General features: G+C 49.6%; 15 protein-coding genes, 4 pseudogenes and 1 riboswitch. Of the genes and pseudogenes, 3 read left to right on the top strand and 16 right to left on the bottom strand.

The window, feature by feature from the left end; translation table 11 throughout:
- Positions 1-6: 6 nt before the first annotated feature.
- The 7 genes from thiW to ACO4XG_RS03455 form a co-directional block, all read right to left on the bottom strand.
- Entirely contained in the window at positions 7-399 is a 393-nt protein-coding gene (gene thiW / locus ACO4XG_RS03485) for an energy coupling factor transporter S component ThiW (protein WP_330670098.1), read from the bottom strand.
- A gap of 158 nt (positions 400-557) precedes the next feature.
- Positions 558-664, bottom strand: a riboswitch (TPP riboswitch).
- A gap of 258 nt (positions 665-922) precedes the next feature.
- Positions 923-2461: a tetratricopeptide repeat protein gene (locus ACO4XG_RS03480; RefSeq protein WP_308508145.1), complete on the bottom strand. Its 1539-nt coding sequence runs from the start codon at positions 2459-2461 to the stop codon at positions 923-925.
- A 32-nt stretch (positions 2462-2493) separates the two neighbouring features.
- Positions 2494-3291, bottom strand: a complete 798-nt coding sequence (locus ACO4XG_RS03475; RefSeq protein WP_308508146.1) for an SH3 domain-containing protein — start codon at positions 3289-3291, stop codon at positions 2494-2496.
- A gap of 19 nt (positions 3292-3310) precedes the next feature.
- Positions 3311-4576, bottom strand: coding sequence for a M14 family zinc carboxypeptidase (locus ACO4XG_RS03470; protein WP_308508147.1), 1266 nt, complete (start codon positions 4574-4576; stop codon positions 3311-3313).
- A 264-nt stretch (positions 4577-4840) separates the two neighbouring features.
- On the bottom strand, positions 4841-6757 hold the full coding sequence (locus ACO4XG_RS03465; protein ID WP_308508148.1) for a DUF3825 domain-containing protein: 1917 nt from the start codon (positions 6755-6757) through the stop codon (positions 4841-4843).
- 209 nt (positions 6758-6966) lie between these two features.
- The gene (locus ACO4XG_RS03460; RefSeq protein WP_308508149.1) at positions 6967-7812 is read right to left on the bottom strand and encodes a Rossmann-like domain-containing protein; all 846 of its coding nucleotides are present in this window, start codon (positions 7810-7812) and stop codon (positions 6967-6969) included.
- A gap of 259 nt (positions 7813-8071) precedes the next feature.
- Positions 8072-9409 carry an MATE family efflux transporter gene (locus tag ACO4XG_RS03455; protein ID WP_308508150.1) on the bottom strand — a complete coding sequence of 446 codons (1338 nt, stop codon included), beginning with the start codon at positions 9407-9409 and terminating at the stop codon, positions 8072-8074.
- Positions 9410-10497: 1088 nt separating this feature from the next.
- Between ACO4XG_RS03455 and ACO4XG_RS03450 the strand changes: the two genes are divergently transcribed.
- The 3 genes and pseudogenes from ACO4XG_RS03450 to ACO4XG_RS03440 form a co-directional block, all read left to right on the top strand.
- Positions 10498-11052: a hypothetical protein gene (locus ACO4XG_RS03450; protein ID WP_308508151.1), complete on the top strand. Its 555-nt coding sequence runs from the start codon at positions 10498-10500 to the stop codon at positions 11050-11052.
- Between the two features lie 13 nt (positions 11053-11065).
- Positions 11066-11482, top strand: coding sequence for a DUF6508 domain-containing protein (locus tag ACO4XG_RS03445; RefSeq protein ID WP_308508152.1), 417 nt, complete (start codon positions 11066-11068; stop codon positions 11480-11482).
- Between the two features lie 187 nt (positions 11483-11669).
- Positions 11670-12446: pseudogene (locus ACO4XG_RS03440) on the top strand (IS256 family transposase); the annotation flags it as partial.
- Between the two features lie 123 nt (positions 12447-12569).
- Here the strand turns inward: ACO4XG_RS03440 and ACO4XG_RS03435 are convergent.
- The 9 genes and pseudogenes from ACO4XG_RS03435 to ACO4XG_RS03395 form a co-directional block, all read right to left on the bottom strand.
- Positions 12570-14288, bottom strand: coding sequence for an ABC transporter ATP-binding protein (locus ACO4XG_RS03435; protein ID WP_485129654.1), 1719 nt, complete (start codon positions 14286-14288; stop codon positions 12570-12572).
- A complete protein-coding gene (locus tag ACO4XG_RS03430) occupies positions 14282-16072 on the bottom strand; it encodes an ABC transporter ATP-binding protein (RefSeq protein WP_485129653.1) in 1791 nt (596 codons plus the stop codon). Before ACO4XG_RS03430 ends, ACO4XG_RS03435 begins: the two co-directional genes overlap by 7 nt.
- A 110-nt stretch (positions 16073-16182) precedes the next feature.
- Positions 16183-16374: a hypothetical protein gene (locus ACO4XG_RS03425; RefSeq protein ID WP_485129652.1), complete on the bottom strand. Its 192-nt coding sequence runs from the start codon at positions 16372-16374 to the stop codon at positions 16183-16185.
- Positions 16375-16501: 127 nt separating this feature from the next.
- On the bottom strand, positions 16502-17461 hold the full coding sequence (locus ACO4XG_RS03420) for a helix-turn-helix domain-containing protein (RefSeq protein ID WP_485129651.1): 960 nt from the start codon (positions 17459-17461) through the stop codon (positions 16502-16504).
- 283 nt (positions 17462-17744) lie between these two features.
- Positions 17745-18037, bottom strand: a pseudogene (locus ACO4XG_RS03415) (ParA family protein); the annotation flags it as partial.
- 144 nt (positions 18038-18181) lie between these two features.
- A pseudogene (locus ACO4XG_RS03410) lies at positions 18182-18403 on the bottom strand (DNA topoisomerase III); the annotation flags it as partial.
- A 108-nt stretch (positions 18404-18511) separates the two neighbouring features.
- Positions 18512-18835: an LPS biosynthesis protein gene (locus ACO4XG_RS03405; protein WP_204872034.1), complete on the bottom strand. Its 324-nt coding sequence runs from the start codon at positions 18833-18835 to the stop codon at positions 18512-18514.
- A gap of 129 nt (positions 18836-18964) precedes the next feature.
- Positions 18965-19402 (bottom strand): annotated as a pseudogene (locus tag ACO4XG_RS03400) (VirB4-like conjugal transfer ATPase, CD1110 family); the annotation flags it as partial.
- Positions 19403-20001: 599 nt separating this feature from the next.
- Positions 20002-21204 carry a tyrosine-type recombinase/integrase gene (locus tag ACO4XG_RS03395; protein ID WP_485129650.1) on the bottom strand — a complete coding sequence of 401 codons (1203 nt, stop codon included), beginning with the start codon at positions 21202-21204 and terminating at the stop codon, positions 20002-20004.
- Positions 21205-21229: the final 25 nt, after the last annotated feature.

The following is a 21229-nucleotide window of genomic DNA, read 5'->3' as shown; positions in this document are numbered from 1 at the left end:
TCCTCCTCATCCATGAATCGCTTTCTGCATATGTCGCAGGAGTCCGGCTTTTTGCAGACTGTAAATCAGTATAGCGGCCAGAATCGCACCGCCAGCCGTAGAAATCAGAAACGAAATCACAAATACATAAAAGGCAAGCCCCGCAGCGCTCTTTCCCATCCAAACAATGGCAACCGGATAGGCGCAAAGACCGCCGAGCACCGCCGTGCCAAACACTTCTCCGAGCAGCGTTCTCGGGATACTCCCGGTCTTTGCATACACGATCCCGCAAAGCAGGGCGCCAAACATGCCGCCGGGAAATGCCAGGAGACTGCCGATTCCGAGCACATTGCAGATCAGAGCAGCCGCAAATGCCACAGCGAGACCATATCCGGGCCCCAGCAACACCGCGCAGAGAATATTCTCCGCATGCTACACCGGTGCGCATTTGCTCCCGAAAGCCGGAAACGAAAACAGACTTCCCAGTACCGCAACCGCACAGAACAGACCGGCCAAGGCCACTTACCGAAATTTGAACAAAAAACAGGAGGAAGCCACCGGCGGCATCCTCCTGTCAAAGTCACAGCGCGAAAGAGTTCCTACGGTGGCATTACCCACATCAGGTAAAAGGGTCGAAGGTCATCCTTCCTCTCAGCCTGTCACACAAGCTCCCCTCCTATTTCATTTTGTCTCAGTATACAACAAACCGTTGTACGGATACAAGTCATTCCGCACGCACCGGGATAACTTTCCGAAAGAGTAGCTGTCCGCCAATCCATGCAGTAATCGATAACCGCACTCTGTTCGGCTGATGGCACAGCTCCATTATTTTAAAACCGCCATAACACATATAACAATTGGGGTGCAAACGACACCTTCTGTCATCTAATCCAAGATACGAACGATGTTACATGTCTTACCTGTCGAGGGCATAGTATGACCGTTAATCAAAATATCCGGTCTCTTTCCCATTTCCCTGCAAGTATCGATCGAGATTTTCCGGATTAATTTCTTCAGCATTTAAACGATGGTAGGGAACACGATAGTACTGCTGATCCCGTCTCCTATACTCCTGCAATTGCTTTCTTTCTCCTTCACTGAGTGCCGCAGGATTCTTGTTTTCCAACTCGCTCCATTTGAGAGTATCAATAGACGAATCCTCTATGAGATGACCATGCTGATTTCCATTGAATTCAAAAATTTTGCTCCCGCTTAGCTCATCAGAGTCAAATGGTATAATCAACTGTTTTCTCGACGGAATATATAAAATGCCTTCCGCTACATTCTCCATTTCTTCCACTTGCAACTTGTCGGTATAATAAAATATTTTCAAGATACTTTCATTTTTTTCGGTCGGTGTTTGCATTTCGTAATGATTGCCTGCCAGAGCAAATGCTTCCAGCACCCCGTCTCCGTTGATATCTATCACACCGAACACTCCTTCGGGATATTTGGGATCTTTCCAACTTCCGTCGCGCAGTATCTGTCGGTAAGCCTCGACCGCTTTCTCATTCCGGCTCTTCTCGATCTTCTTTCCGCTCGTATCGACCTGGTTGCCGTCCGGTGTCGTCGTCGATACCAGCATCACGCCGTCCGCGCCCACATAGTAGGCGCCGTCGACCCACTGATTTGCCGCCATGCTGCCGTCGCTTAAAAAGTAGTAATACCGCCCGTCAAACTGCCGCCAGCCGTTTGCGATCACGCCGTTATCGTCTATGTAGTAGTACTTGCCGTCCAGCTGCATCCAGCCGGTCTTCATTCTACCGTCGTCCGCGAAGTAGTACCAGTTGTTGTCGATGAGGCGCCAACCGATCACAGGCTCGCCTGTGTCGTTGTTGTAATACCAGCTGCCGTCCTTGCCCTGATACCAGCTGTTCATATGGTATTTCTCCGGGTCCAGCTGAATCGTGAAGTTCAGCTCGGTCGGCTCACCCGCCTCGCCGTTCTGATTCATCGCATAGCACTTGATTCGGTAAGTTCCGTTTCGCCGGAAACTGAGCGGCTCCGCATAGCTCTGCGGGGCGCTGTCCGTGCTGTCCGGCGCCTCCGAAATCTCGTACCGAATCTCCTTGCCGCCCTTACTCTCGAGTTTCAGCTCCACCGGGTCCTGATACGTTCCCGATTCCTGCGACGCCGTGACCGTGGGGTTCAGTTCTTCCAGTTTCTCCTGAATCTTCGTGGCCTCGCCCGACTTCTCTGTCATCTTCCCGGCTGCTTTCTTCAGAACAGACACCGCATCCGTGTGCTGGTTGTTCTTCTCGTAAATATCTGCGAGCGCCAGATACGCCTCCGCTTTCTTCGGGCTTACATTCACTGCCTTCTCATAGAGAGAGACCGCCTCTGCCTCCTGTCCCGCCTGTACCGCCCGATTCGCTGCCTGTAGCGTCCGCGGATAGCGCGTGCTCTGATAGCCTGCAAACATCGCAATGCCGAGTACCAGTACGGCTGCAAATACCATGCCCGCGATTTGCTGCTTTTTCATAGCATTTCCCCCTTCACCGAAACACGGCTTTCTCAGTAGCTCAGATACTGCGCCAGCGCATAGCCGCGCTTGCCGTTATAAATCACCTCGTAAAAGCCGTTGTCTGCCGTCCTCACATAGCTGACCGAAGCGCCGAGCGGAATGTGCGCGAGATCCGCTCCCTTCGTGTCCGGCACGCTGCGAAGTGTAATATACTCTTTGCAGTTCACACAGAACATGGTCCGGTAGGTCGGACTTGGACTGGCGGTTGTCTCTACCGCGCCGACCGGCTTGTCCAGCCGCTCCGACTCGTCCGGCTGATAGTTGATGAGGTACGATGCGAGCGAATACCCTGTGGTCCCGTTGTAAATGACCTTGTAAAAACCGTTGTCCGCGGTCTCCAGCACGGTCACCGGCGCCGCAAACGGAATCTGCTTTACGGCGCGCGCCGCCGTGGTCGGCGATTCGCGCAGCGAGATCGACTGCGCGCAGTGCGAGACATACATGGTACGCGAGTAGTCCGCGGCTGCTGTGGCCGCCGCTGTCACTACCACCGGTGCAGCCGCCGCTGTCATGGGCGGTGCACCCTCTGTCGTGGGCGGTGCGCCCTCTGTCGCTGGCGTCGTTGCGGATGCCGCTGCCGCTGTCATAACCTCCGTCTCGGTCTCCGCAGCACTTGTTTCCGTCTCCCGGCGCGTTACCGTTTCCCGGGTCTCTGTCTGTAGTGCCGCCGCCTCAAAGCGCTTCTCCGGTTTCTGACTCGCAATCAATACGCCCGCCACAATTCCAACGGCCACAACGCCCGCCGCCGCGAGCGCCACGATATGCGTTCCGCCCTTTCCTTCTGCCATTTTGTTTGCTTCCTCCCTGTTATTTTGTTTCATTGATGCGGTGTACTTCGCCTTTTACAATCAGCTCCAAGGTCATCGGCACGACATCCTTATTCTCGCGCCAAATGCTTTCCATCTGCGCCGGATCCACCGGATTGCCGCCGTGACCCGCCTCAATCGTGAGACTCGGGATACCCATCTTCGAGATGGCCCAGTCCTTATATCCGGCTGTGTCGAGCGCCTGAAAATTGCCGTCCAGGCGGTAGCCGGTCAGTTCTGCGGTTCGCTTTGCGAGGGCCAGGGTCATGTCGCGAAGCGCCCCCTCCTGCCCGAAGTTCCAGTAAATCACTTCGCCCTGCGTGTGGTAACTGAGAGTCGCGTCAAATTTGACCCGCCGGGTCAGATCGGCGAGCGCCTTCGACTCAATCTCACACTCCGGCGCCGTTCCCTTATAGTGGTCCGCCGAGGCGTGACCGAGGTGATCGTTATAGGACTCCCAGAGCGCGTCAAAGTTCCGGTTCAGATCGACACCGTTCGCATTCGATTTCCACTGTTGCAAATAGCCCGTCGTGAGCTGCTTCCCGTCCTTTGCCGCGATGTTCCGGACCGTCTCCCGCACAGCCTCCGTGTGAATGCCGTCCATGCCGAGCTGACTTATGCTGATGCCGTCCGGATTTGCCATCGGAATAAAGTGAATCTCCGTGTCCGCGAGCAAATCTCTGACTAAGGCATCGCGGAAACTGTCGTTTTTCTGTTGTGCCGCAAGCAGTCCCACAGACTGCCGCATCACAAGTTGCACTGTGATATACTCCCGCGCGTGAATGCCACCGAAGACCAGTAGATGATGCTTTGCCTCCGGATTCCCGATGCGGAGGTCATAGAGCTGATTGCCGTCGACTGTCTTTCCGAGCACATCAACCCGCAGCGCGCTTCCTGCCTGCTTTTGCAACTGACTCAGATCCCGCTGAAATTCCCCGTAGGTATAGAGGCTGCTCTGAAAGCAGAGATATGTCTCCGCATCCAGCGCTTCCGTCGGTGCTTCACTTTTTTCCGCGGTTGATGCGGGCGCTACGACACTCTCGTTTACGGCGGAGGTCGTTTCTGCTGCGCTGCCGCCTGCCGCCGCAGTGCTTGCCGCGCCGCTCTCCGTCACAGTGGCCGCATGACTTGCAGCGAGTGTATTTTTCTTCACCTTGGCCGCCACCATCGTTTGTCCTACTGCTTTGACCTCCTGCGATTTTGCGCCGCACGCCACACTCGCCGTGATACAGCAAAGAAACAAGACCCCCACAAACCTCTTTTTCATGACGCATCCCCTTTTCTTATCTGCTTGTCTATGCCGCAATGATACTTGACCGTTTGGCGCAGCCCCTTTGCCGGCCTCTTCTCATCTTGTGGCCGAAAAATCCGCCTCTCGGAACTTTAACCCGTATCCTGCGCCGTTTTTCAGCCGGGCATAGAGATTAAAACCGGCCCTATGCCCAGAAACGAGGCATCAAACATCGCCTTCCGAAAACCGCGCTGTGAATCAGATTTTCTTTGATTACTGACGCTGAACTTCTCGGAATCGTCAGCCCAGGTCATAGGCAGCTGCCTTTTCTGCCGAGAGCCACCGGCTCTCCGGGTACAGAACCGCGCGGCACCTGCGGTGCGCGCTCGAGAGGGAGAGCACTTCTCGCGCGATATAATCGCCTGCCTCTGTGCGCTCTACCGCGATTGCGCGTTCCGGCTCCCTTCCTTCCGCAAATCGGAGCGGCAACAGAATATCACAGACATTCCGCGCAACATCATAACCGGGCAGTGCCACCCCCCGGTTCCAGCGAAACTCCCGCAGACTGCGGTTCACAATCTGGCCAAACGCCCGCTTCATCGCCTCCGATACTTCCGGTACCTCTTCGATTTGTTTGCCTAAGTTCATGAAATACCGTTTTCGCGCCGCATTTTCCGGATGCAGTGTATAGACTTCTTCCGGTGTGCTGTCCCCGCTTGTCAGCATCTCCCGCATGCAAACGCCCTGTAAAAATTCGAGCGGGAGTCTCTCCGTCTGCTCCGTGAGAATCCGCCGGTAATCGCAGTACAGCGCCGCGCCGTCCGACAAAGCCTGTATCTCCGGAAGCTCATATGCGGCTGCGGGCGGAAGCGCTTCGAAATGACGGGAAACATCTTCAAACGCCTGTGTCCCGACTGCCACAAAACTCTCGAGATTCCAGCGCGGACCGGTCTTCAAAAGATTATTTTTAAAGAACGCATAAATCGGTCTGAAATCCGCTGTGACAAGCCCGGTATGGCAGATTCCGTACTGCACATCTTGATAGCCGGGCAAGGTTTCCCGGCAATGCCGGAACTTATTTTCCGCGTATATCCGGGAAATATAGTTCTCCATATATCTGCCGAAGACGGGAGCCGTTACCGCGACAGGTAAGACTGTATCTCCGTAGTTCCAGGGCTCCGGGCACAGAAGCTTCACGAGTCTCTGTAACCTCTCGCTCGAGACCTTTGCGAAAGCGTGCGAATCTCGCAGAGCAGCAGCGGCAGGTGCCTCCGAAGCCCTCCTGTCTTCGGGGATGCGCTCTGCCTCAACTTTCCGCGGTGCTTGTCCGGACGGTTGCTCTTCACGATGCAACCGAACCACAGGATAGAGACTCTTACCGTTGGTGGACGCCTTCATCCGAACGTCGAGCAGAGAGGGAAACTGTTTTAAAAACAGGATGCCGTCAGCAGTGCCGTACTCCTTAGAATCCACTCCGTTTTGTTGCAAGAATTCGAGAAAAGACTTCGCGGCTCTCCAACAGTTTTCCTCTAAGGAAAACTGTTGCGCTCGTTTCAAAATTTCTTTTTCAAGGCGTTCTCTCACACGATCGTCCAGAACAAATTTCGGCCTTTCCGGCTCGCTCTCGCAAGCCGCCGTGCTTTCTGTCCTGCGGGAAACGCTTATCGCAAAGCGACGAAGCCGCACCAAAGTCTTCGCTCTTTTCTCGGACGGATCGGAAAATTTCAGCTCAATCTGTTCCGCAAACTGCTGCAAAAATAAATTCAGCTGGATGAAGCCATACTCTTTATAGTTGATGCCCGCCGCAGCCACAGCGTTTCCGACCTGTGTGATATCAATCCATTCGCCCTGCTCCAGCGACAAATTTTGCAAAATGGCCCGAAGCAGCTTGGTCAAAACCGGCTTCTTTTCATCCGGGACCTTGCCCTCCTGCCAACTCTTTTGACGTATTAATCGACGGTACTGCCGCAAAATAACATAGCTTCTTTCCGGCTCTCCCGCCTGTGTGGCAGCACTGTCCGTGATGACGATATCCTCCGGAAAGGACTTCAAAAAGGCGCGCAGCGTCTCTATGCCATATTCTTGATATCGAATCCCTGCCTTTTGCAATTCCTGTTCGAACTTGTCCGTGCCGACCCAGCCGTAATCATGCGTTTGGAGTTTCAACAGCGCCTCACAGAGCAAAGGGCGCAGTTTTTCCCGCTCATTCTCTTTCACACAACTCCCCCTCTTCCGTCCCGCGCTCTTGCAGAATGCCTGTTTTTTTCTTATATTTTAGCGCGTTTCTTCATAATTCTTTCACATTTACCTTACTTCCTGTACCGACTTCCGTCAAGTTGTAAGGCCGGAAATGATTGTATACCTGCTGTGAGGCGAAAAAGCACAAAAAAGGCAGCCTCCTTATCGGGCTGCCTTGATTCCCCAAATTATTTCCGCCGTAGAATATATAAATCCATGTATTTTAAATCTTCCCCCACGGGGAGTGGTGCAAGCTGTGCCTGCAAATAGCTCTCTTTATCGCGCACCGAGGCACTGAAAATATAATTGTAGCCGAGATCGAAGAGATAGGCGGGGCAGAGCTCATTGCTCGGGCCGTAAATGCCGCGAATCTCTGCCTTCTCACAGCAGGCCAGGATATCCCGGTAACTGTCATTGACGATCGTGCATCCCGTCATAATTACCATATCCAGAGTCTTTAGCACCTCCGCATAGTCGATGGCGCTCTTCCCGAGATGCCAGTGAATCCCCTCCGGATAGACTTTCATGCCCTCTCTCCCGATACGGTAATTCAAAAGTCCTTTTTCCGGCCGCAAATCAAAGGCATGAAACTCCTCGCATTTTCCGAGGAAAAACTGATTGTAAAGTCCATAGCCTATAATACCGACTTTCTTGCCCGAAACATCATAGGGAAACTGCAGTCCCGGCTCACGCACAATACCCTGCTCCGTAAGACGCTCGGCGGTGTTGAAGGGCTTGCTCATCAAATTCAACAGTGCGACAAGCGGCTCTCGAAGCGTCTCATCATCCGCCGCAAAAAAGTTCTCAATCACCTGATTAACCGGCTTTCCGAGCTCTTTTGACAATACCGCCTGATACGCCTCCGGGCTCTTCTCCTTACCCACGCGCAAGCACTGCGAGACCCGGCCTCTCGTATCGGCACACATGAACCAGCGGTACTCAAGGATAAACTCATCCAAAACCGGCATTTCTTCCCGCTCTGTTTCGTAGCGCTTCCCGAGCCGTTCATAAACTTCTCTTAAATCATCGTTCATCGTATCACCTCATTCACAATAAGCTTCACCGCAAATCATGCCGCACTGTTTTCCGGGACAAAACCTAACCGGAATTTCAATGCCCTGTCTGCGTCAACAAATAACCAGTTAAATATAACTAATTATAGTTTATCGCATTGCGTTGCATCTTTCCACCGGAAAATCAGTGCGCATCGATAAAAGTTACCGCATCAAAAAGACAGCCCCTCACTTTTGTAAGAGGCTGTCTCGAATGGAACATGATCGGTTTTCCGGATGCTCAAGCCTGCGTTTTAATTGCGAGCCATGCCTTCCTGAGCGCGATATAAGAAATCACAAAGTTCGCAAACCAACCTGCCGGAACCGCAAGCCAGACAAACGCGATGCCAAAGCGCGGCGCAAACAGTAGCGCAACCGCGAGGCGAATCGCGAGATTCACCAGATTCGCGATGAGGAACGGACACATCTTGCCGAGTCCGCGAAGCACGCCGTCCGTCGCCATTTTAATTCCCATGAAAAGAAAGAAATAGCCGAGCCATTTCATGTACTCTCCGGATACCCGATACGCGAGTTCCGTTCCGTCTTTTCCCAAAAACAGCGCGGAAATGCGGGTGTGCAAGCTTTCAATGATAAGAAACGCCAGGAGCGCAAAGCAAACATCCAGCAATATCGCGGCGCGGTATCCTTTTCGGATCCGCTCTGTCTTCCCGGCGCCAAGGTTCTGGGAGACAAAGGGCGAGACCGCATTGCCGATGGACACAAAGATCAACGAGAAGACATTCTCCACCCGCATGGTAGCCGCATAGCCCGCGAGCGCCTGGGTTCCGAAGGGATTCACAACCGCCTGAACAAGCATCATCCCGACAGAGACGGTCGACTGCTGCAGGACCGACGGGACCGCGATACCTAACATGGACTGTAATTCCTGCCAGTCAAAGCGTCGAAAACTGCCCTGATAGCGCTTCATCCGGATCAAAAAAAGAAGAAGCGATAGCACTGCGGAAATCCCCTGTGCGATTAAGGTCGCGAGCGCTGCGCCGAACACGCCGAGTCCAAGCCCTGCCACCATCCAAAAATCCATCCCTATATTGAGGAGCGAGGAGAAAATCAGAAGTCCCAGCGGAATCCTCGATTCACCGATGGAGGTAAACATGGTAGAGAGAATGTTGTACATAAACAAAAACGGAAAGCCCGCAAAATAGATGCGAAGGTACAGCGAAGCCGTGTCCAGAATGTCCAGGGGCGTCTGTAAGCCCCGCAACATCCGCTTGGAAAAGCAAAAACCGATGACGCCGAGGCATATACTGAGCAGCAAAAAACTGATGAGCGAAGTCGACACAATGGTCTTCATCTTGTCGTATTCTTTGGCGCCGAAATGGCGACTCACCAGCACGCCCGCGCCGACACCGGCACCGAGTGCCACACAGATAAAGACATTTGTGAGCGCCGCACAGGCCCCGACCGCCGCGAGCGCAGAGGAACCCACAAAACGGCCGACTATGATAGAATCGGCCATGTTATAGACCTGTTGAAAGAAACTGCCGAGAATCAGCGGCATCGCAAAAACGGTCAGCGCCTTGAGCGGCGCATCTGTGATCAAATATTCATCTTTTGACATAAAGTATTTCTCCCCGCTTCTACCGAGGCCCCGCCACTTTTGTCTATGCCTCCGCCCCCTTAGCCGGAAGTTTTGCCGTGGCTCGCTTCATCCGGATTATAACATAAATCAAAACCACAAGTTCTGTGACGGGCGTCACAAGACGGATCGCGAACGGCGCAAGCAAGACGGACAGAGTTAAAATCTTTATTCCCTTGCCCTTCTCGCCGTTGTAGAAGAACATCGGAATGATTGCAAATACCAGGAAGCTCCGGATATGCCGTACTCAGCCACAAGGCTGGCGATCGTGCGTCCATCCTGAATGTGCGCACGAGCAACTTTTCGTCTGGTTTCGTCTGATATTCGAGTCATGTATTTTTCTCCGCTGCTGACATTATAATCTATCGGGCAGAGGTGTTACAAAATCACTGTACTACCACATCGTCATATTAAGTAAAATGGCAGACAGCCATTGAAGAAAAGCTGTCTGCCATTGCATTTAATTAAGATCTCATTGTATCCTGCGATAACACGCCATAGCCTGTTTTCAGCCATAGCCAGAAAAGAAGCAGTCCAACGGTGCAAATCACACTGCCGAAGTAAAATGCAGCAGATAGATTCCAATCCGATAGGGCGCCAAACACCAGATTGGTTCCAATGGCAATCCCATTCACCAGCATACCGCACACACTGAGTGCAGTGGCTCGGTTCCTGCTTGTGATCTGCCGGTTCTGGAGATCTGCCAGGAGGGGCTGAAACAGTGTGTTGGAGAGACGCAAGATCAGCACGCTGATGACAGACGGCAGTGCAAGGGATGTAGAGCCCAGTACCAAACAGGAAATCGCCGCAAGAACACAAAATAGAGCGAAAGATCGGTGAACACCTACCCGTCTGGTAAAGGCGGCAGAATATGCTCCCAACAATCCCAATAGGGTGACTACAATTGATTTTAGTTACATTATAGAGTTGACAACAGGCACAAAACTATGACACGATATTGATTTATATTTATAATTCATATTTGCATTGAATTATTACATCACATCTATTAAAATGTAAGAGCAGAGTTTATAGAACTCTTACAGTCCATATAGATGAGGTGATGAAATATGCAACCAATTTTTACAATGCAATATGGAGAGTTTGCGGTCGCAGATTATCTATCAAAGAAAATAAAAGGCGTTTCAGTATTTATCCCTGCGTCAGCACAGGAAAAAGGAATTGATTTGTTATTATATCGACATGACCATGGTGTCAATAAATCCAATGCTATTCAAGTGAAAATGTCGAGAACTTATTACAACGAAAAGAAAGACTCTGGTTTTCCATATTATCTATGGTTTAACCGTTTCCTAATTCAGCCTAATGCAAGTTGGTATATTTTAGTTGGTATATACGCGAAACGCCCCGACAATGCCGAAAAAGCAAAGGCCTATAGTCCTTTTTGGGATACGATTATGTTAGCATTTACAAATAAGGAGATGTCCTTGTTTATGTCAGAAGTCAAACAAAAAATGGATCCGACAAAAGATGATAAAATGTTTGGGTTCGGATTTGATGATACTAAAACAATCCACCAAACGAGGGGCTATACCGAACTTCGTGATATGAGTAATTACCTTATAGAGAATAGATTAGAAGAAATCAGAAATTCCTTTACATAAAAGGTGTGATTAAATGATGACATATACAACATTAACTGGTTATCTATCCGCTATTGAAAATGATAATTTTGGAGAATGGATAATTGACAGAAAAAATAAAGGTACTTTAGAGAATCCTATTCAAATGCCTTACGTAACCTATTCAAATATGGTAGACCATTTCATAGAAGATGTTTATGACTTTGTTTCTAAGCACCCAGAATACGAATTAAACCGTTATCACGATATTTTAGAAACAAATAACATTAAATGGGAAAAGGAATCCATGCAAAATACGGATGTATCTTCATTGGATGGGAAATGTGTTGTTGCATTGCTTGTGGGAACTGTTCGGGCAGAACGATTTTGCGATGGTGTACTACTCTCATTTTTCAAAAGTGGTGTAATAAAAAAATGGCTTTTAAGACTGAAAGAAATAGATGAAGAATAATAAAAAGAGTCTTGACTAACAAATGGTCAAGACTCTTTTTATACTATTGAGATACTAAACTTATGGCGAGTTATGGAGAGATAGTATGAAATATGGAAAGTAGAAATCCTCAAAATGTAATACGGGTAACACTTTGGGAGAGCTACGGAAAAATAGGGAAGGTGTTAGTTAATCTTTTAGAAATTGTTCGCTGGAGGAATGCTACCCATTCCTAACCGTCGACGCAACATATTTCAAGGTTCGCGAGAATAATCGCGTCATCTCAAAAGCCCTGATGATTGCTTACGGCACAAACGAACAGGGACACCGCGAGATTCTGGGTTTCGCCGCCTATAGAAACGAGTCAAAAGACACTTGGCAGGGCTTCCTGAAAAGTCTGAAAAAGCGCGGACTCAAAGGTGTACTCATGATTACCTCTGATGCACACGAAGGCATTATTCATGCAATCGGCGCGGTCTTTCCCACTGTGCCTTGGCAGAGATGCAAGTTTCACTTTTCTAGAAATAATGCAGACAAAACACCGAAAAAGTTTCAGACGGGAATCCGTGCTGAATTGCAGGAAACGTTTGCCTGCAATACGCTAAAAGACGCCAGGAACAAAAAGAATCAGATCATTCAGGAGTATCAGGATATAGCTGAAACAGCAATGTCCTGCCTTGATGAGGGGGTTGAAAATGCCATGACCGCCATGATACTCCCACTAGGAATGCAACGATTCTTCCGTACTTCGAATGCTGTTGAACGACTCAATAAAGAGCTGAAGCACCGTTCACAGGTCATAGAAATCTTTCTAAACGAGGAGTCTCTTATCCGATTGATGGGTTCCGTTCTGATAGAGCAGAATAGTCTGAGTCAATCGGGGAAGGTTATCTTCAAAAAGGAGTCCTATGAAGCTTTGTTGACTTCAGATGTCCAGGAAAAGCTTTTGGTTATTGCAAAGGAACAGGCGACTATGCTGGTCGCCTGTTTCGACTTATACCTGAAGTTAATTTACACACAAATATGGACTCGACCAGTAAATCACGGAAAATACGATTGTCAGACCTAAATCTTTTAACTTCCAGTGTTGTTCCATGAGATTTCCTTTCTATTTTCCTTGCTGTAATTCAACAAGGTGTGCATATAGACCGCCCTTTTTCATCAGTTCAACAGGTGTACCCATCTCACTGACCTTGCCGTCGTCCAGAACCACGATCTTATCAGCATTTGCCACTGTCCTCATGCGATGGGCAATCACCATGACCGTCTTATTCTTCAGCAACACCGACAAGGCATCCTGCACCAGTGTTTCACTCTCGGCATCCATAGAGGCGGTTGCCTCATCAAGCAGAACAATGGGAGCATTTTTCAGCAGAGCGCGGGCAATCGAAATGCGCTGACGCTCGCCGCCGGACAGGGCGCTGCCGTTTTCCCCGATATTCGTCTGATACCCTTGGGGCAGGCGCCGGATAAATTCCTCGCATTGGGCAGCTCTGGCCGCAGCCATAACTTCCTCATCGGTGGCATCGCCCCGTCCCAGCCGGATATTCTCCATGACAGTCTCATCAAAGAGCATGACATCCTGGAACACAATGGCATAGTTCTTGAACAGCGTTTCCGGTTCTACTGTTCTGACATCCACGCCGCCCAGGGTAATGGTCCCGGAGTCCGCATCCCAAAAACGGGCCGCCAGTTTAGAGGCGGTGGACTTACCGCTGCCGGACGGACCTACCAGTGCCGTGACCTCACCTTGTTTTGCCACAAAGGACACGCCCTTCAAAACCGGCTCCTCATTGTAGGAGAACGCTACATTCTTAAACGCAATGTCGTAGCCCTTGTTATTGCAGACATTGGTGCCGGTCTGCTCCGGGGTCGCATCGATCTGCTTCATCCGCTCGACGCTGACAAGGGCAGAGAACACCTCTGCCATCAGCATGAAGCAACTGGTGAAGGGGTCGTAAATGCGTCCGGCAAAAAGCAGGAACAGAATGAACATGGGGATGGACAACGAGCCGGCCGTCACCAGAATACCGCCCACCAGCATGACCGCCACAAGGCCAAACCGAAGGATAAATTGAGCTGTGGTCGTAGCAGCACCGGGAGCAATCTCGTTGCGGAAGGAACACTTCACCACCTTATCCAACTTCTTTTCCAGCCCCTCCAGGTATTCTTCTTCACGGGAGCAGGATTTCAGCTCCCGGATGGTATCAAGGTATTCCTGCACGCCGTCATAGGCAGCTCTCTTGGCATCCATGTTGGCGCTCTCGGCATTGGACTGGGCTTTCTTTGCCGCAAAGACTACCAAGGCTGCCACAGGCACCGGCACTACGATGCAAAGGCCCATCCGCCAGTCAAGCACCAGCAGGCCGATAGCCGTTATCATGAACATGAAAATCGTTCCAAAGAGCTGCGGGATCGCATTGGAAAATACGCGCTCCAGAGACGTACAATCCCCCATAATGGTGGTAGTCAGGTCAGAAAGATCGCGCTGTCCAAAGAAGGACAGCGGAAGTTTCCGAAGCTTCTCTGCCAGGACAATCCGGCGATTGGCGCTTTCCTCATACGCCACGGTATAAGTTTTGTTGTACTGGAGCCACTGGGTCAAAAACACAATGATAAACATGGTTACTGTACCGCAAATAAATAAGGCTGCATGATCCCGCATACTGCTTTCCTGCCCGGAAATCACATTCAGCAGTTCCCATATCACCATGACCATCAGGCTGACCGGAGCAATCAAGCACAGCGTGCTGAGGGTAGTGGCCGCAATTCCTTTGTTCAAATCTCTTGATCCCGGATCGCTCAGGGCAAACATTCGTTTCAGCATACTTTCACCTCATTTCCAATGTGCCATTTGGTCGTCTTTGTATAGTTGCTCCACATCTTGGCGTATTCGCTGCCCTGTTTCACCAGCGCGCCGTGCGTTCCGCTTTCCACCAATTCACCCTGCTTCATTACCAGAATGAGATCAGCGTCTTGAATGGCGGAGAGCCGGTGTGCGATCATAATGACCGTCTTGCCCTTGACCAGCCCCTCAAAGGCTTTCCGGATCTGCTGCTCGTTCTCCGGGTCAGCGTAGGCGGTGGCCTCATCTAACACCACAATCGGAGCGTCTTTCAAAATGGCGCGAGCAATCGCAATGCGCTGTATTTCACCGCCGGAAAGATAGACGCCTTTACCGCCCACCACGGTATCGAGGCCATCCGGGAACTTCTCCAGAATGTCATCACACTGGGCCAGATGCGCCGCCTGCAAGACCTCCTCCCGTGTGGCGGAAGGTCTGCCCGCCCGGATATTTTCCAGAAGGGTGTCCTTGAACAATTTGGGGTCCTGGAATACAAAGGCAACCATCTTCATCAAGTCAGCATGAGGAATATCCCGAATGTCCACACCACCGATCTTGACTGTCCCCTGCTGCACATCGTAGAAACGGGGGATCAGGCTGGCCGTTGTACTTTTGCCGGAGCCGGAATGCCCGACCAATGCGGTAGTTGTTCCGGCCTTGGCTGTAAAGCTCAAATGGGATACCGCCGGATATTCCGTATTTTCGTATACGAAGATCACATCCTCAAAGGAGACATCGTAAGTCTTTGGATGTTTTGGTACAGAAGTCTCCGCCTGCGGTTCGGCAGTCAAGATCATGTCGATGCGGCGCATAGACTCCTCAGCCTGCATCTTGTAGCTGGTCATATACATGATCTTGTTAAGCATAACTGCACAGGCAGGAGAGAAAATCACATAGAACAGAAAACTTTGCATAAAGCCAATCAGGTCGTTGGAAACGAACCCGATAATAAGCGCCGTAGGCACCAGCACCAGGAAGCTGGAATTGATGACTGCGTTAAACGCCACCATTCCCTTTTTGCAGGACATCGTGTAATCCAGAGCAAACTTCCGGTAGGATTTGATGGCGTCGTTAAACTTGGTGATAGAGTGCACTGTCTGTCCGAACACCTTGACTACCGAAATGCCCCGGATGTACTCCACCGCCTCATGGTTCATCGTTTCCAAAGAGTCCTGGTAGGTCTGCATGAATTTCATGCTGTCCTTCCCCATGAGGGACCCCTGCAAGAAGAAACCGACGCCAAAGAGTAGCAGGAGAGGGATACCTACACGCCAGTCAAAGACCAGCATCAGCACCAAACTCACGATCATCGTGACCTGCGCTCCCACCAAGTCGGGGAGCTGGTGAGCGATGAAAGTCTCAGTCTGAAAACTGTTGTCGTCAATAATCTTCCGAAGTTTTCCGCTGGGATTGGCGTCAAAGTACCCCATCGGCATCTTCGCCAAATGTTTCAACGCTGCCATCTTTAGGTTTTTCTCCGTGTGAAATGCCACTACATGAGAGCAGAGCAGCGCCGAAAAGTAAAGGACCAGACCGATCAATTCCAAACCCAGGGCAAGCAGGCCCCAGCGGACAAGGCTGTTCGTGTCTAAAGGTGTCCCGGCAAATACGCCCACCAAGTCGCGCGCCGCAAAGTAAACGCAGAGGAAAGGGCCAAGGATAAAGACTGAACTGATACCGGATAGAATGCGAGAAACGGTGAGTAGCCCACGATGCTTTCCTGTGAACTCCATCAATCGCTTAATCCCGCCGGATTTTTGTTTCATGGATACAAGACCTCCTTATCATTTTCGATTAGCAATCGCTAATCTTTTGATTTTAGTTTACTGCTTTAGGTCGCTTTCATCTACGACCTATAAGGTATATTATGCTCCAATCAGATCAAACAAAAGGAGCAAACCCGCAGCCCCTCGCCCAGCAGGTTGAAGCCTGCACAGCAGACGATGAGGCAGATGCCCGGATAAATCAGCCCTACGCCCGGGAAAGCAAAGCCGGACACCGGCATGACAAGAATAAAATTGATGATGCGTTTGGTAATTCTTTTTGCGGTCCCTCCCGCAATCCGCATAGTACATCTCTCCAAACATTAGTTAGTCTATGCTAATCCATGGTCAAAAAAAGCAGCCGCGGTTCAGCGGCTGCTCCACAGCGTACTCACCATTGGCACATCAATAATGATAGCTGCTCCAATCAGATCAGCAGTATTTGTGTCGGTACGCCTGCGGCGTCACACCCATAACAGATTTGAAAGCGGCAGAAAACTTACTTTGATTTTCATATCCTGCCGCACTTCCAATCTCTCCGATGCTCAAAGCCGACTCCGAAACCAACAGTTCGGCAGCGGCCTCCATGCGTTTCGTCTTGACAAAAGTGCCGATGGACGCTCCGGCGATAGACTTGAAGCATCTTTTTAAGCTGGACTCTGCCAGTCCGAACATACAGGCCAAATCCTGAATGGTATCTTTGGTAAAGGGATTTTCTATGATGTACTGGTAAACCTCCTGTGTCCGTTTAGAGATGTCTGCAGAAAACTGCTGCGGCCGGCAAACTGCGCTGCCATCCAGGAGACTTAAAAACAGCAGCAATTCGATGACCTTGATCCAAAAGTATGGAACCTGGATACGCTCATCTACCGAGTACAGTTCGCTGAAAATATGGTCGATTTCGTGCTTAGATTTGATGATAAGGGAGCGACCATCCGTACACAATCGCTCTCTAATCTGTTCCAGACTGATGTGAGCTTGCTGAAATCCCTGATCTAAAGTTTGCTGTGCTATTTCCATTTCCAGCAATACAGTGATGCCTCGATATTTCTTGAGAGGAATTCGGGAACCAAGGAACACCTGTTTATCTTTGGAGAGGTAATCCACGCAAAGGTCGCCTTCGCCTAAAAAGCTGACTGAGCCACCTTCCGGTTCACACTCATAGCAACCTTCCAGGCAATGATTGATTTGCAAGAAGTCTTTTTCAAATCGAATAGGACGAAAACAGGAGTCCATTTTCAAATCGTTATAGGTAATTTGAATGCCAGGCGCTACCTCAAAACGCCGCATCGTTCCTTCGCCTGACTCATTTCCTTCATGCAACACCGTTTGAATATTCTCGACATCATTTTTTGTTGTATATATGTTATGAAACGCAAAAGTACCGCTCATAAAAGACTCCTCTCTCGATTGTCTAAAACAATTATAAATTCTTTAGAGAGGAAAACAAATCCTTATATGCGAATTATAAAATGAAGATGAAGCACATATCACATCATTCCCAGTGCATCCTATGAACAATAGAATGTAATAGAGTGATGTGATATGCCGAATGTAAAAGATTGCCCTGGATTTGAAACCTTCGGAGCAGACGTTCAGCAGGCACGTGAAGCTGTGAAAGCGTGCCGGTTGTGATGCAGCTCATCCGCATTTGCAAGCTGCCCGCAGAACGCTGCTTCAACCCGGAAAGCTGAATATCCACAGGCATCAGTTCAACGCCTTCTGCATGGTGCGGAATACCTTCTCCGAGGCGTATAGGCTGATCCATCAGAATTTTGCCCATTGCATCCGACAGTGTAAATGGCAGCTTGTCCGGTTGCGGATTTCCCAAGCTGATTGTCAGGCTTCCTTGTGGGGTAGGTCCCCGTCGATCAGAAGCACTTTCTTTCCGGCCTGTGCCAGACTTATTTCCAAGTTCGCACAGGTTGTTGTTTTGCCAACGCCGCCTTTCCGGTTAGCGACGGCGATGAAGTGACGGCCCTTTCTAATGCCGGAATCTCTGAAACAAAAAAAGCATCCAGCTATTTGTTACTGAGTGCCTGTATTAGAATCGTATTTAATTGTTCGGATTTGGTCAGATTATGCCAAACTCTCCAGCGAAAAATCAGGTGTCTGAGAGTGCCAATATTCCGGCAAAATCGGAAGATCATCATACCTCCACTTGGCATACTTTTCATCATAGGCTTTCGGCTGGGAAAGTTCCACCAGATGCCCCACACACCAGCTGATAAGATAGCCATTGCCCTTCATATAACCATCCCCACGCTGATTTGCCCCAATCACCTTTGAGAGGCTCATGGCAACCGAGGGCTTTTCCGCTAATACAAGCTTCATTCGATACTGCTCCTTTCGCAAAAAATTAGCAGCCATGCACCGAAGCGCATGACTGCTATGTAAGGAACGGTATTCTGTTTTTGGTCTACAAACTGAAATTTGACTTGCCTATTTTCTTAAAATCTCATGTGGAGCTTCTATTTCATTTGCCAAGGTATGCTCTGTTAATTCTGACATCAATTTCAATTTTTTATTAATCAATGGTCGCATACAATTAGGAACATGTTCCTGATGCGCTCTGTGGATTGCTACACATTCCTTACAGTTTCCGTGATAACGACAGGCTTTCAGGCAAGGACAGTGATCTTTGTCTTTATACTCCTCACGAAATTCCGCTGCAAATTCTTCTTGCAGTCTCAGCCCCTCGACACGGTTTCCCTTATGAAATTCTACCATTGCATCCAGTTCTTTCTGGTTCCCTTCAATCTTCATGTTATTATAGCGCCTCCATTTCAACTATTCCTCATTTTCTGATAAATTCCGAGTTTTTACGCTGTTTTTACTTTTTATTTTATCAGATATCGCCTACAGATTCCATAGCTTCATAGCTCAAAATCGTTCATTCAAAAACCATTTGGCTATGTAAAGGTGAACGCAGCGGTCGATGACCGTCTTTTCTACCGGCTGCAATCCTTCCTTGCCACCCACAATCAGCTCGCACTGAGACAGGATGAAATCTGCTTTCAAGGCAATCGGATTATCCTCTTCCGAATAATTCGCGTTGATGTCCATCGGGTTGATATACTGCGTGCTGGAAGGGCTGATTTTAATGACCTGCCCCTCAAATTTCTGCACCAGTGCCGTGTACTCGGCTTCCGGATCGCACACGATTACATCGTCATCCGTCACCAGGAACGCATTGGCAATTTCACGCTTGGCAGAGAAAGATTTATCGGAACCGGGGGGACCCAGAATCAGCCCATTGGGGTTCCTGAGCTTTTTCCGGTCAACCATAATTAGGTTGTTGGACAGCGCATTCAGCCCATAGTACAGAGCCTCTACAGAAGAACGTCTTGCCTGCCTCCTGTTACAACCGGATCAAACCAAACTCCCGGTTCTCAAACACCTCCATCATCTGCCTCGACTGTCCGCCATGACTGCCCACATCGGTGTCATGGGTCTTCTGATTGAAATCCGTCATACCTGTTACCTCCTACTCAAATTTGTCTCGCCGGATTTCGGGCGAAAAAATAGAGCCTCGACCCATTCTCGTTTTCAAAGAATGAGCCAAGGCTCTATGTAAATCAGTCAAGTATGTGTTCGTCCGTCGATGGCAAAATTGGACTTCATTTGCTCCTATTGTCCACCAGTAATTTGGCCACTATAACCCATAATTTTCCATTCAAATTCATCAAAACCGAACAGTCGAACAGAATTTTGGGCATGAAAAAACCCCGGAAGCATGTGGCTTCCGGGGTTTTCGTGTATTTTGAAATCTCGATTATCTCTTGGAGAACTGCGGTGCACGGCGAGCTGCCTTCAAGCCGTACTCACCTATCCTTGATCCAAAAAGTCCAGTATTCATGCGGGTTTTCGGGCTTCCCTCTCTTAGTAAACCCATAGGTAAACCCACGAAATCGAGGAATTTTTGGTGCAATTTAACGCAGCCCGAATGCGGCATTCACAACGCTGCTTAATTTTTCAAGTTTATTATACTTGACTTTCGCATAGATGTCCATAGTCGTTTTGCTGTTCTCATGGCCTGCCAGATACTGCACCGTCTTAGGATCAACACCTTTGTAAATCAGATTGGTGATGTAGGTGTGCCGCAGCATGTGCGGAGTCACCTTGAAGTCCATCGTATACACCAGCTTGGGATTGTTCGGCTGATGCTCACCAAGCCTTGGCTTTATTCTATGCTTGATGGACTGTCCATTTACATAGGTGTAATAACAGCGTTCTGCGGTAGAACGGACTGTTATGTACTTCCAGACCCTCACAAACTGTGTTTCCGTCAAAACAGTTCCCCTCGAATTCGAGATCACATATTCCGATTCTGATTTTTCCCTTTCTTCCTTGAGACAGGCTACTAGGCATTTGGGAATCGGAACATCTCGCTTTGCTGCCGGTGTCTTCAAAAGCGTGTTGACTACCGGCGCGCCGCCTTCCACATGCCATGCACGCCTTACCGAAATGTACGGCGTTTTTTCATCCAGGAATACGCAGTCCCATTTCAATCCAAGAATCTCTTCTCTACGCAATCCCGCGTACAAGCCGATCATTACGAAAACATACGGTGGAAGTTCACGAATGCTATCCAGCAAAATGGCAGTCTGTTCATCCGTCAAAGCCTCGCGCCGCTTCGCAGGCTTTCCGCCTCTTGCGCAAATCGTTTTGGACGGATTCTCTTTGATCACCTTGCTCTCTTCTGCCGAATTAAAAATGTTCTTAATCAGCATATTGAGCTGACCATACATTCCGGAAGAACCTTTTGATAACGGAACCATCAGCAGCCGCAGGTCATCTGTGGTCACCTCGTCCATATACATCTGTCCAATCGGACCCACGATGTACCGATTCACCATCCGTGCGTATCCTTCCAACGTATTGGTTCTTACCATTCCAGACCGCATCAGCAGCCATTTTTCGCAGTACTCTTCCACGGTCGGATTCTCTCTATGAAAAATCACTTCCGCGATTTTCTTCTGGGCATCTTCCACCCGGTCATACAATTCTTCGCGTGTCAGTCCATAAATCGCCACTCTCTTTCCGTCTGCATCTGTAATCCGGGTACGGTAATACTGTACCCCTTTCATCATCACTGTTCCGTATTTGATATGTACCCAGAATTCTGGACACATTGACTATCGTTAGGCACCACAACTG

Source organism: Stomatobaculum sp. (assembly GCF_057248925.1).
The sequence above is the reverse complement of the archived record's forward strand: the minus strand, read 5'-3'. Positions and strand labels throughout refer to the sequence as shown.